Source organism: Streptomyces sp. NPDC001156, assembly GCF_053598275.1.
This window is the reverse complement of the sequence record NZ_JBSFJX010000214.1, coordinates 1-13052: the sequence shown is the minus strand read 5'-3', so window position 1 is coordinate 13052 and position 13052 is coordinate 1. Positions and strand designations below refer to the sequence as shown.

Here is a 13052-nt window from a genome sequence, read left to right as displayed (position 1 = left end):
GTGCCCACCGGCAGGCAACCCGCGTCAACTTACGCGGGGGCATCGGTCCTCAGCTCCCGGACGGTCACGGTTCCGAACGCTTCATACGGTCTACTCAGCGCACGAGACGGAGCAGGTCGATGTCGATGCCGAAGGGTACTGTGGTCTTGATGCGCTCGCGGTAAACACCGGTGGCGACGTAGGCGCGGGTGGTGTCGTCCAGTTCGTACGTGTGGATGACGGGGAGGCCGTCTTCCTCCTCGACACGCCAATAATGCGGGAGACCCGCCTGCGCGTACTTGAACGGCTTCAGCGACCGGTCCCGGTCGGCGGACTCATCCGAGACGACTTCGATTGCGAGGGCGACCTGATCGGGGAGGTAGCGCGTACGGTCCGGCTCGTAGGGGACCGTGACAGCAACGACGTCAGGCTCGGGCCGGTTCTTCTCGTTCAGTTTGACCGTCATTTCCCGGTCGATCACGAATCCCTCGGGGGCCTGATCGTCCAATGCGGTCGTCAGCCGGGTGACGACGCGGGCATGCCAGGACCGCTGCGGGGACATCATGAAGATCAGCGCTCCATCGATCAGCTCGGTGTGCCGGGGGAGGTCGGGTGCGTTGTCGAGGTCATCGGCCTCCCACCCACTCGGCCGGGGCGGCAGCATCCAGGGCGGGAGCGCGTCCCATGCGGTCGTCATTGTGTCCTCCTTCGGGCGCCCCAGCCAGCTTATCCGTCAGTGCCGTGCGGCGGCGGTGCGGGCCGTGACGAGAGCGGCGACGGGTCGTGCGGGGCTCGGAAAGTCATCGCTGCTACTCAGGCCGCGTAACGGTACTCGTTGATGACGCCGCCGAGGACGAGGGTGCGCAGGAGTCTGCGTGTATCGAAGTCGTGCACGGTGGCGGGTTGTTGGACCGAGTCGGGTGTCAGCTGACGGCGGGCCTGATGGGGCCGATGCGCGTTGTAGTGCTTCTTGTAGGTGGCCAGGACCTGTCGGGCGTGAGCCTCGCCCATGATGAGGACGTGATCGAGGGCCTCACGCCGGATGCTACCGATGAGCCTCTCGCAGTGGGCATTGATCCGCGGCGCTCGCGGTGCGCTCTTGAGGATCTCCATCTCTTCGGCTGCGAAGACCGTGTCGAAGGCCTCGCCGTACTTGTCATCGCGGTCGCGTAGCAGGAAGCGCAGTGACTCCAAGCGCGTGCCCAGGTCGGCGGCGAGATTTCGTGCCTGTTGAACGGCGCAGGCCTGGGTCGGGTGGGCGGTGACGCCGGTGATATGCAACCGGCGGGTGCCGTGCTCGAGGAACGCCAGCGCGTACAGCTTGCTGCCCAGCGTGGTGTCGATGTGCAGGAAGTCGTAGGCGATGATCCCTTCGGCTTGGGTGGTGAGGAACTCGCGCCAGGTGGGGCCGGAGCGGTGCGGGGCCGGGTCGACGCCCGCGGCGTGGAGGATTTCCCAGATCGTGGAGGCGGCGATGAGGTGGCCGAGCCGGGCCAGCTCGCCCTGGATCCTCCTGTGCCCCCACCTGGGGTTCTCTCGCGCCAGATGCAGGATGAGCTTCCTGATCGCCTCCCTGGTCGGCGGCCGTCCGGTTCGCGAGCGCGGCCTGGTGTAGTCCCACTTGGCGGCGATGAACCGGCGGTGCCAGGCCAGGAGCGTGCCGGGGGTGACCGGGAAGACCGTGCGCCAAGCCGCCGGGGTATCAGCGCGGACAGCGCCGCGAACCAGAACCGGTCCGCGGGCTCGTAGCGGGCCGGGCACTTCGACTGCCGGCGCAGCACCGCGTTCTCGTGCCGCAGCACGAGCAGCTCGGCGTCCTTGGAGGTGTCCGCGGCGCAGCAGCACCGCCGGGACGGGCAGCAGCTTCCGGGTCACCTTGTACACCAGTGAAACGATCACGCAGAGATGGTGCCAGCCGATGCCGCATTGCTGCCCTCGCCTGCAGCGATGACTTTCCGAGCCCCACAAGGTGCCGTGGTTGGGCGTGGATGGCGCGGATCTCCGCAACCGCCTGGTCCTCGGCCGCCTGGCGCTCGGCGCGGGCCAGGGCAGTCGCCTCGTGCCGGTAGAGGCGGGAGCGGGACACCCCAAGGACCCGGCACAGCCGCTGGACGTCGAAGTCGGAGCGGTTGTCAGAGATGAAGTCCCAGCGGCGGGTAGGCGGCTGCCCGGCGCAGAATCTCGCGCTTCAGCTGCCGCTCCTTCTCCATCCATGGGGGACCTCCTCCCATGTCCATTGGCGTCAGGTGCGGGTGAGGTCGGCCAGGAGCGCGGGCAGCAGGCGCTCCTCCATGACGGCTTGGCCCGACTCCTCCATGGTTCGCGCCAGTTGGGGGTCCCAGGGGCTTGCCGCCGGCGGGCCGCCGAGAGGTGTGGACTGGGCCTGGCCGAGGGCTTCCCGGTAGTCGGCGGTGGTCATGCGCCACGGGTGGGCCCCATGGCGTTCCACGGCAGTGGCGGTGATGCGCAGGCCCGCCCAGTCGAAGTCGGCCCGCCAGTACAGCCGGGCTCCGGCGCGTACCGCGTCGGCGAGCAGTTTGTGGCAGGCGGCGGACGGTACGCCCTCGGTGCATACCAGGGCTGCGCTCGCGGCTTCGAGTTCGGCGGCGGCCGCGCGCAGGACGGCCGGGTTCTCGCACACGAAGATGTCACCGGCGGCGGGGGCGACGGGGCCGGATGCGAGCTGGTGGAGGGTGAGCCGGAACGGGATGCCGAAGTCGGCGGCATCGCGCAGCCAGTCGCAGACCACCGTGTCGCCCTCGGGGCGGATACCCAGGACGAGGACCTGGCTGGCGAGGTCGTCGGCGATGGCGCCCGCGCTCTCCCACAGGGCACGGCGTCCGGCCCTCTCGCGCGGGACGTCGTCGTCTGTGCGCTGGGCGAGGGCGCGCAGGACGAGCTGTTCGAGCGGGGTGCCGGGGACGAGGGCTTTGGTGTCGCCGGTGGCCCATTCGGCGAGGACCGGAAGCGGAAGGATGCGGGAGAGGTCCTCGGGGAGTTTTTCCAGGACTCGCACCGCCGCGTCGATCAGGGGTGCGTCCCCGCGCCGCAGAAGGCGGGTCAGGGTGCCGTCGGCGGCGAGGCGGTCCAGCCAGGTGGCGAACCAGCTCTCGGTGGCGAGGCGGCTGGAGTGGGCGGAGGCCAGGACCTGTTCTCGGCGGGTGTCCTCGTCGGCGCGTTCGGCGGGCCGGTCGCGCAGTGGGCCGTTCAGGTGGCCGAGGGTCTGGAGCAGGCCGGTGCCGTAGCGGTCGTACAGGTAGGCGTCGAGGGCGGTGAGAGGGACGGCGAGGCGTTTGGCGGTCTCGGGACGGTAGCGGCCGGTGACGCCGATGACGGTGCGGCGCTCGGCATCGCTGGGGGCCAAGAGGCCGATCTCGCCGTCGAGCGCGCCCGAGGTACGTTCCAGCTTGCGGCGGGCGGCGGCCAGCAGCCGGGTCCAGCCCTCGCCGTGCAGTTCGTCGTAGCTGTGCTGCTCAGTCGGCAACGGTGGCCTCCTTCGACCCGGGGACGCGGCGGGTGCCGGGTGAGCCGAGGGCCGCGGTGAGGTCGCCGATGTCGTCGGCGAGCAGCTTCTCGCCGTCCCAGAGGAGCAGCAGCGCGGAGACGGTGTGGTCGATCGCCGAGTGCGCGAGGTCGTAGTGGGCGGCGGCGGGGACGGAGGCGTGTGCGGCCCACAGGTCGTATCCGGTCATGAACAGGTCGAGGTCGAACTGGGCGGCCAGCGACATCAGTTCGCCGCGGCCGGTGTCGTCGACACCGGCGAACGCCTCGTCCAGGGCGAGCAGCCGCGGGGAGTGCGGGTGTGCGGAGTTGAGCATGGCGTGCGCGGCGGCGAACAGCGGCAGGTGCAGCGAGACGGACTGCTCGCCGCCGGAGAGGCGGCTGTGACGGGCGCGGGTGAGCCGCTCCTCGCTTCTGTCGGGGCGTACGAGCTGGAAGGCGAACTGCCGCCAGCGGCGGTAGTCCAGCACCTGGGCCAGCAGTTCGCGGTAAGGCAGGTCGCGGTGACGGGCGCGGGCATTCTTGATCTGCGCGGCGAAGTGGACGCGGATCCGGGCGAGCCCGTCGGGGCCGAGCCGGGCGGCGTCCGCGTCGAGGAGGGCGCACACGGCGCGCTGCTCGTCGTCGAGGTCGTCGGCGAGCAGCCAGCTCACGCCGACCGTCGTGCCGGAGGACATCCTGCGTTCGCGCATGTCGGTGTTCATGCGCCGGATGAGGTCGCGGGCGTCGACCGTGCGGTCGTGGATCTGCTGGGCAAGTCGGGTGAGCAGGGCGTCCTCGAGAATGCGCTGCTCGGAGTCGCTGAGCAGCTCGGCCTGGTCACGGCGGTGCTCGGCGATCTTCTCGGCGAAGGAGGCGACGGGCAACGGGCCTTCCTCGTCGGCGACGCGGACGAGGATGACGCCGTCGGAGCCGTCCCATTCAGGCCGATAGTCCTGTCCGGCGGCGGCGAGCTGGGCCTGCAGGTCGTCCAGGGCCTTCGTCAGGCGGGTGACGGACTGCTTGACGCTGGTCTCGGTGGGGGCGAGGTCGCGGGTGGCGGCCTGGATCGCTTCGTGGACCGCTACTGCCGCGGCGGGCAGCTCCTGAGCCGCCCAGTCGGCCTCCTGGGCGGGCCAAGACAGGCCGGGCGGGCAGCGCAGGACGTCGAGCAGTTCACGAGCCGCGTACGGGGCGAGGCCCCGGGCGGTTTCCTTCTCCTCGGCGACGGCGACGGAGCCGGCCTCGGCCGCCGCGGTACGCCGGGCCTCGGCGGAGGCGGTGGCGGCGATGGCCGAATGCAGGGCGGCGGTGGCCGTCTCGGCCTCCCGGGCCGCGCCGTCGAGGGCGTCCTCGGCCTGATGGACCTGGCGCATCACCTCCTGCGCCTCCGCGCCGACGGCCTCCTGGAGGGCGTCGAGCCCCGCGGCCTCCTCGGCGTGGCGGCGGCGCGCGGCGCGCTCGGCGTCCAGGGCGGCTTCCTCGTCCTCGGCTGCCGCACGCAGCCGGTCGGTGGCGGCTTCGGTGACCTGCGACTGCCGGGCGTGTTCGCGGCGGCGGGCGGCGAGTTCGCGTACCGCCGTCTCGAAGGCGTGGGTGGCGGTCTCGACGGCGGCGACACGATCGGGGGCGATGCCGTGCTCGGCGGCGGTGCGGCGCAGGGCGCGCTCGGCGACCGAGCAGGCGGCCACGGCTTCGTCGTACGAGGCCTGGGCGGCGTCGGCGACCTCGCGGGTGGCGCGCAGCCGCGCCGCGGCCTTGTCGAGTTCGCGCAGCGCGGCGGTGATGCCGGTGGTGCGGGGCAGAGCAGCGCGGGCGGCTGCGTAGGCCTCCAGCCGCGTCTCGGTGCGGGCCTTAGAGCGCGTCAACTCATCGATTTCTGCGGCGAGTTCGGCGAGCAGCGCCTCGCAGGCCGCGATGCGGGCGGCGCGGCGGCGCTCGCGAGCAGTGGCGCCGACGTACTCGGCGTGCTCCTTGGTGTGGGCGCCGACGAGGACGCCCGCGACGTACCGGCCGTCCGGGGTGATCTGCGCGGTGCCGGAGCCGGGGTCGGAGGTGACGGCGACGGAGCGCAGGACGGCGGTGACGCGCGCGGCGGGGATCGGTGTGCCGTCCTCCGGGCGCAGCAGGTCGGCCAGGCTGGGTCCGTCGACGGGTGCGCGGGCGTGCAGGTAGCCGTCGCTGTGCCCGGCCGGCACCGGGGTGTCCTCGGCGGTGACGAGGGCGTCGAGGAGGCCGGAGGCCTCCAGGGCTGCTTCCAGACCGGCCTGTTGCTCCTGCGCCAGATGCTCGGCGAAGTCGACGAGTTGCCACAGCGGTACGCCCTTCCCCAGTGCCTTGAGGGCCTGGGTGGGGGTGCTCCCAGCGGTAGCCGGGGGAGTACCCCCACGGGTGCGGTCGGCGGTGCGCCCGCGGGCGGCGGGAGGGGCGTCGTCGTGCTCGGCGGCGATGCGGTCGCGTTCGGCCTCGGTCTCGGCGCGACGGTGTTCGAGGTCGGTGCGCCGGCCGCGCAGGGCGGCCAGGGTGTCGCGCAGTTCCTGCACGGCGAGGGCGACGGCCTCGGTGTAGGTGTCGGCGACGGTGGCCGCTTCCCCTTCGCCGGTGACGTCTTCGCCGGTAAGGTCGAGGGCTTCACCGAGGCGGTCGGTGGCGCCCTCGGGGAGGAGCGGGCCATGGGCCTGCGTCCACTGGGCGAGCGCCTCTCGCGCCTGTGCGCGGGCGGTCTCGACCGCCTGCTCGGCGTCGGTTTCGGCAGTTTCGGCGCCACTGACCGCTTCCTCGGCGCGGTCGAGGGCGCTGCGGGCGAGGTCGCGGGTCTGCTCGGCGCTGCGGCAGTCCTGCTGGGCGGCGCGTAGGGCCCGCACGCCGTTGTGGCGAGCGGTGGCGAGCGCGGCGGATCGCTCGGCGAGCCGGGCGGGCTCGGCGTCGGCCGGGGTCCAGGCAATGCCCGCGGTGTGGGCGTGGTCGGCGACGGCGGCGGCGCCACGGGAGGCGGCGCCCTCGAGCTCGGCGGCAAGCTGGGCCGCGCGTTCGGCTTCGGCGCGGGCGCGGCCGGTGGCGACGGTGCGGCGTTCGCGTTCGGCGGTGGCCTGCTGGGCGGTGTGTTCGCAGGTACGCACCAGACGTTCCAGGTCGGCGAGCTGCTCGACGGCCTGGTACGCGGCGGAGGAGCGCAGCTGGTCGAGGCGGGCGCGCAGGGCGGTGAGCGCGGCGTCGGCGGTCTCGGTGTGGGTCTCGGCGGCGGCCTGCTGCTCGCGGGCCGCCGCCAGCTCCGCTACGGCGTTGTCCAGGGCGGCAGTGCGGGCAGCGGTCTCGGTGCGGCGGGCGGTGAGTCGGTCGGCGGCTACGCGGGCGTGGACCCGCAGGTAGGTGGAGTAGCCGGCGAGGAAGGCCCGGGTGGCGTCGTCGGCGGCGGTCAGTCCCTCCAGGGTGCGCTGCACGGACTCCATGTCGTCGAAGGAGCGGGCGGCTTCGGCGATGAGGTCGTCGTCCAGCGGGCGCAGGCCCTCGGTGAGGGTGTCGGAGAGCTTGGCCGGGTCGAGGTTCTTGGCGAGCTGCGGGCGGCGCAGCGTGAGGATGAGCGTGAGCAGTTGCTCGTACCGCTCCCGGCCGAGGCCGAACAGCCGCTGGTCGACGGCGGCGCGGTAGTCGGTCGGGGAGGCGATCAGCTCCTGGCCGAGCTCGGCGGCGAGCTGCTTCTTCGTCATCGGCCGGTCGTCGTCGGTGAGGAGGGAGAAGTCCTCACCGACGCGGCCGTCGGTGACGAAGTGCCAGCGGGCGGGGGTGTCGCGGTGGCGCTGGGCGTGCAGGCCGATGCCGCAGGTGACGGCCTCGCCACTGGTGCGGTGGGTGAACTCGATCCAGACGTAGCCGAGTGCGCTGTCCTGCCCGCGGAAAAGCAGGTTGGACTTCATCGTGCGGTCCTCAGCCGCGAACGGGTTGAGCCGCTTGGGATCGATACGGCCGTCGAGGACGAGCGGGAAGAGCACTTCGAGGGCCTTGGTCTTCCCGGAGCCGTTGGGCCCACGCAGCACCAGCCAGCCGCCGGCGAAGGAGAACTCCTCGTCCCGGTAGTCCCAGAGGTTGACGATCCCGGCGCGAGTGGGGACGTATCGGGTGGCCGGGGTGGGAGCGGGGGTGCTGGCCGGGGCGGGAGCCGGGGTGCTCACGGCGTCGGGTCCTTCACGGTGTCGTCGGCGAACAGGGCGGTCTGGGCGGCGGGCCGCGGGGCGGGCACACGGGACTTCACGCGGGCGCTGACCCCGCGGTAGCGGGCGAGGAGCGGAAGCACGAGGACTCCGCCGTCCACGCGGGCGACCAGCGACAGGGCTGCCAGCAGGTTAAGGACCTGGGCGAGCAGCCGGTCCGGGTCTTCGCGCAGGTCGGCGGCAAAGCCCTTGCCGTACTCGCCGATGATCTCCTTGAGCCTGCCACGCAGCCAGGAGTCGGTGACGAAGGGGTAGCGGGTCTCCTCCGGCTCGTCGCCCTCCTCGTTGGCGGCCTCGTACAGCGTCTCCTCCTCGGGTGCGGAGAGCTCCGCGAGCAGTCCGCGCGCCGGGAGGGCCGCGTCGATGCGGCGGGCCCGGGCGGCGAGGCGTTCGGCGGCCGTCAAAGCGGGCAGCAGGTCGGGGGCGTGCCGCCCCGTGCGCCGGGCGGCCTCGCTGATGCGGGCGCCAAGGAGCAGCGCGGCCTGGGCGACCGTGCCGCCACCGGGGAAACGGATGTCGGACAGCCTGCCGGAGGTGTCGACGAGCGCGACGCCCTCGGCACGGCGCTCCACGGCAAGGCCGGTCAGACGCTGGAGATCCTCGGCGAGTGAAGGGGCACGCAGCTGGCCGAGCAACTCGGCCTCGGCGTCGGCGTAGTACGCGACCGGGTTCTCCAGGACGAGACGCCGAGCACGGCGGGCCTGATCGCGGCGCTGCGCGTGGCGGCCCGTGGCCAGGCCCAGCGCGCTGCCGGAATCGAGGAGCCCTGTCACCGAGGTGAGGTGTTGCAGGACTCGGGTGGGCTGGTGGACGGCGGTGAGAATCTCGCGGTCGATGTCGTACAGAGCCTCCGCACGCTCGGGGTCGCCGGCCCAGGCAGTCGCGGAGCCGTCGGTGAGGGCGAGGGCACCGCGCTCGGTGAGCCAGGTGACGGCGTCGACGAAGGCGTCCCGGTCGGCCTTGCGGGTGGTGTCCAGGCCGAGGCCGTCGATGCGCGCGGCGTCGGCGGCGACCGCGTCGGCGAGTTCGCCGAGGGCGACCTGCGCACCGTGGCGGCCAAGGGCGGCGAGGGTGAGGACGAGGTAGGCGTAGCGGCGCCGGTCGAAGGGGCGGCCGGCGCGGGTGACGGCGGGCCGCGTCGCGTCCAGGTGGTCCTGCACGCGCAGCAGCCGGGCGGTGTCGGCCGTGGTGACGAGCCGGTAGCCGAGGACCTCCATGAGGTCGGTGCGCAGCTGCTCGGCCCAGCGGCGCACGGTCGGCAGGGCCACCCGGTCCGGGTACGAGGATGTGATCAGCGGATACCGCAGGACCAGCCGTACGGCCTTCTGGTAGTCGGCGAGTTCGAGAGGTGACACGTGCTCGGCGACACGCTCCCCTGCCCGTCGCCCACCGCCGCCCGGGGCGGAGGTGCTTCGTGCTGCACTCATGCCGTGACCTCCAGTCGCAGCCCGTTCAAATGCAGGTTGCCGCGGACGGTGTGCACGGTGGTGGAGCCCTCAACAGGGGTGAGGGTCAGGCGTACGCCGTGGGCGGAGCCGGAGGCGGCGCAGACGCTGCGGCTGGCCGGGACGCGAGCGGCGAGCGCCACGTCCATCAGCGCCAGCAGGACTCGCGTCTCGGCCTCGTCCAGCACCCTGCCGTGCGCTCCGTCCGCAGCGAGCGAGGCGGCGGCGGTGCGGCGCTCGGCCTGCTGCTTCAGCTGCTCGGCGCGCAGCCGTTCCCGCTGGGCTTCGTTGCGTTCGATGCGGCCGGGACCGTGCAGGCCGGGGCTGCGGCCGGACTGGACCAGGGTGCGCGCCAGCTCGACCGGTTCGGCCTCCCACCAGGACGTACGCCCCAAGATCAGCTCGGGGTCGGCGTACGGGACGGCGATATGGCGGGGCGCGCCGAGCCCGAAGGCGGCTTGGAAGAGGGCGTGCGCGTCCTCGTCGCTCTCGCAGGAGGTGAACCACTGGGCGAGATGCCGCAGCTGACTCTCCCGGCTCACCCCGCCGCGTCGGGCCTCGGTGACCCGGCGCAGCAGGGCGAGGACGGAGCGGATGGCGGTGACGGTGCCGTCCTGCAGCCGCTCAGCCTCGCTGTGCTCGCGCTCCGCGAACCAATGGACGATGCCCTGCCACCGCTGCCGCCAGTCCTCGAGGCGTTCGGCGGGACTGCGGAAGAGCCGCTCGTCGGCCTCGGCGGCGTGCTCGATCATCCGGTCGACGCCGGTCACGGCGGTCTTCTCGACGGCCTCGGCGAGCAGTGGGGCGTAGCGGCCGAGTTCGGCGGTGAACTCCCGCATGTGCACGAGCAGGGCGTCCTTGTGGGCGAGAAACACCTCGGGACGGGTGTCGTTGGTCCGTGCCAGGTCGCCGAGCATCAGGTAGAACCGGGCGGCGCGCTGCGCCATCTCGCCCAGCACGGAGTCCAGGCGGCCGAGCTTGCGGTACACCTCCTCGGCGTCGCCGGCGGCGTTGGCGTCGGCCAGCGCGTGAAGGTCGGCGAGGATGTCGGGGAAGACGAGCCGGGAGAGCTGGGCGTCCTCCAGTCGCGCGCCGAGTACGTCTTCCACGGCCCGGTACGCACGGTAGCCCGCCTGGGTGAACTGGTAGACGTAGTGCCGGTTGCGGTACTCGGCGAGATTCGCGGCGCGCGTCCCGTCGTACGACCGGTCGAGTACCTGCCACTCGGCGAGCGCGTCGAGCAGCGGCTGCACGTCCCCGACGGCCGCCGCGCCGGGGTGGTCGGTGGCGAGACGCTTCAGGAGCCCCGCCGCGTCCGAGGCGTGCAGCAGCACCTGGTAGTTGGCCCGCCCCCGGTCGAAAGCACGCAACAGCCAAAGATATTCGTGGCGTTTCTCGGCGGCGGCGAAATGGAACAGCCGCAGCCGGTCGTCCAGGGTGAACGCGTCGATACCGAAGGCGTCCTCGTCGGCGGATTCCGGGGCCGCGGACTCGTCGGTCACAGGTGCGAGACCCTCTCGTTCGGTCGGGGACGGCGTGAGCGACACCCAGTCTGCCGCATGGGCCACCCTCCCCATCAACGCGCTCCTCGCACTGCGCTCCCTGTGCTACTTTGCACCGCCACGCATCGCCCTGTATCACCCCGTACCGCCCATTGCCCCTTACGGATCTTCGCCCTCACAAGCGGACAGGTCGAGGCACAGGGTCCCCGTACCACGGTCATGCCGTCGGCCTCCGCCGCCATGCACCTCGCAGCCGAGGCCGGTATTGCCGGGTGAGCGTTCCGGCACGGAACACCTCCAGACTGTGCCCACATTGCCTGACCCCGCTGCGGCACCACAAAGCCCCCGACCGGCCCACCATCGCGGGCTGGAAATGGGCCATCTGCCCCAACCAGTCCTGTGGCTGGCAAGGCGACCGCGACCACGGGGCGTGGCGCCGTTCGCAGCCCGTGGCCTGGCCACAGACCAAGACCGGCATCGACCGCACCAGCAGTGTTGCGCGTCGGCGGGGCCGCGGCGGGGTGACCATGGGCTCGCTGAGGCCTGGGGTTCCGGCGTGGGTTTGGGTGCGGACCCGGGCTGGTTGGCGTCGGCCTGGGCGGTCGCTTCGGCTTCGGGCCCGGGGTCCCAGGGGCGGTGGCCGACGTAGGGGGCTTGGTGTCGAAGACGGGCAGTAGGCGGTCTGTGACGGCGCCGGGGTCCTTGTCTGCTGGGATCAGCTGGCATGTCGGTGATGGGCTGGGCTGCGGGTGACGCCCAGATGTTCAAGAAGTAGGCCCTCCCGGGTGGACCAGGGGCAGATCTCAACACTGTCCACACCACACGCTTCCAGGAGGCTCTCGGCGACCAGTGCTCCCGCCAGGGACTGCTCGGCGCGGTGCCGTGAGATGCCCGGCAGGGTGGCACGGCGGTCCGGGTCGACGCCGGCCAGCAAAGGAATCACCGCGCGTAGCTCAGGCAGCGTCAGCCGTCGTGGCCTTCGCCGTGGCTTGTTCCGCTGGGCGTTGGTGAGCCGGGCAAGCTGCTCGAAGGTTTTGGAGCAGCCGAGAACACGTTCACCCCGCTGAGCCTGCGGCACGTCGGGCGCCTGGCTGAAGGAGCGGCGCAGATGGTGCCGGACCTCTGCCAGGTTCCGCGTGGACGTGAGAGTGCCGCCGGGGAGCCAATTGCGGGTGATCGTTCGTGCGCCCAGCGGCAGTGAACGCACCACGCGGGGCTGATCACCCGTCCCCGCGGCGATCTCCACGGTGCCACCGCCGATGTCCAACATCAACAGGGGCCCTGCCGCGCAGCCCGCCCACTGGCGTGCGGCCACATAGGCCAGTCGTGCTTCCTCCTCGCCGGGCAGCACCCGCAGCCATGTGCCGGTCGAGAGGGCCACCCGTGCGATGACCTCATCGCGATTGGGGGCGTCCCGGATCACGGAGGTGGCGAATGCGAAGACCTCTCGCGGAGGCAGGTGCGGGTCCGCACCGATCGCTTCGGCCACGGCCCGCTGCACACTCTTAACCCCGGCCCTGCCCAGGCGCCCTTGCCGGTCCAGCGCTTCGTGCAGTCGCAGTCGCACCTTGTACGAGAAGACAGGCTCCAGTTCCGCACCCAGTCGCCACCGCACCACAGTGAGGAGAGCGCTGTGGCACCCGACATCGAGCACACTCGCCTGCCGCATCCAGCCGCCCTTCTCCGACACCGCACGGTCCCGCACCCGACAGGGCGGACCGAATCCCCAAGACCTCTCGTTGCCAACGAGAGGCGGCAGACACCACACCGCATCCACCCTGTCACCATTGTGTCACGGTTCGTACCCGCCAGGGCAGCAAGCTCCGCTTCCCGCAACGAGCGGCCAAGATCCGGCATCCCCCGCAGCAGTCCCAGGGCGTCGATCGCGGGCCCCACGGCATGGCCCGGCTGCGCCCGCCCCGACACCTCGAAGCAGAGCCCCAGCCGCAGCGGTGCCCCGGGATCGGCTGCACCCGCACCGCACGGCAGGCCCGTTGGACGTGCTCCTTCGAGGCGGTGGAGGCGGCGGACATGTTCGCCCGCACGGAGAGATGGGGCTCGGCTGCTTCACGTTGGGCCGGCCCGTGCAACACAGCCGACCCGACAGCGATCGCGCAGAGGGCGGCATGCCGATTGCGGGCGAAGAAGGCGTCGCTGTGGGGATCCCCGCCAAACGGCCACTTCACGCAGAGTGCGCACCGGGGGGCGGAATCGGGCTCGTTCGGGCCGAGGGCGGCCGCAGCGCGGCGAGCAGCCTCGGTGCACGCCGAAGACCAGCGAGGCAGGCTGTACCCATGCGTTGGTTTCTCCGTCCGCACCCTGAGCTGCGAGCGGGCGATCACAGCGGGTTCCTTTGCACCCTCGCGCAGTGTGTGCCCTTCGCGCTCGCTCTGTTCGTCGTGGGAATTGAGCTGTCGCCGGCGCACTTTCTGTACACC

Annotated in this window: 6 protein-coding genes and 1 pseudogene; all 7 read right to left on the bottom strand. The window is 72.0% G+C overall.

Going from position 1 to position 13052, the window contains the following annotated elements:
* Positions 1-94: 94 nt before the first annotated feature.
* Positions 95-676 carry a Uma2 family endonuclease gene (locus ACWDA7_RS43605; protein ID WP_450612521.1) on the bottom strand — a complete coding sequence of 194 codons (582 nt, stop codon included), beginning with the start codon at positions 674-676 and terminating at the stop codon, positions 95-97.
* 116 nt (positions 677-792) lie between these two features.
* Positions 793-1878, bottom strand: a pseudogene (locus tag ACWDA7_RS43600) (integrase core domain-containing protein).
* Between the two features lie 343 nt (positions 1879-2221).
* On the bottom strand, positions 2222-3463 hold the full coding sequence (locus tag ACWDA7_RS43595) for a TIGR02679 family protein (RefSeq protein ID WP_450612519.1): 1242 nt from the start codon (positions 3461-3463) through the stop codon (positions 2222-2224).
* Positions 3453-7628: a TIGR02680 family protein gene (locus tag ACWDA7_RS43590; RefSeq protein WP_450612518.1), complete on the bottom strand. Its 4176-nt coding sequence runs from the start codon at positions 7626-7628 to the stop codon at positions 3453-3455. Before ACWDA7_RS43590 ends, ACWDA7_RS43595 begins: the two co-directional genes overlap by 11 nt.
* Complete coding sequence (locus tag ACWDA7_RS43585) at positions 7625-9094, bottom strand: TIGR02678 family protein (RefSeq protein WP_450612517.1); 1470 nt, start codon at positions 9092-9094, stop codon at positions 7625-7627. The genes ACWDA7_RS43590 and ACWDA7_RS43585 overlap by 4 nt, the downstream gene beginning before the upstream one ends.
* Complete coding sequence (locus ACWDA7_RS43580; RefSeq protein ID WP_450612515.1) at positions 9091-10614, bottom strand: TIGR02677 family protein; 1524 nt, start codon at positions 10612-10614, stop codon at positions 9091-9093. Before ACWDA7_RS43580 ends, ACWDA7_RS43585 begins: the two co-directional genes overlap by 4 nt.
* A 715-nt stretch (positions 10615-11329) precedes the next feature.
* Positions 11330-12304, bottom strand: coding sequence for a Ppx/GppA phosphatase family protein (locus ACWDA7_RS43575; RefSeq protein ID WP_450612513.1), 975 nt, complete (start codon positions 12302-12304; stop codon positions 11330-11332).
* Positions 12305-13052: the final 748 nt, after the last annotated feature.

Coding starts and splice junctions, on each gene's coding strand:
- ACWDA7_RS43605 (WP_450612521.1), bottom strand. CDS start 676: ATGACGACCGCATGGGACGCGCTCCCGCCCTGGATGCTGCCGCCCCGG.
- ACWDA7_RS43585 (WP_450612517.1), bottom strand. CDS start 9,094: ATGAGTGCAGCACGAAGCACCTCCGCCCCGGGCGGCGGTGGGCGACGG.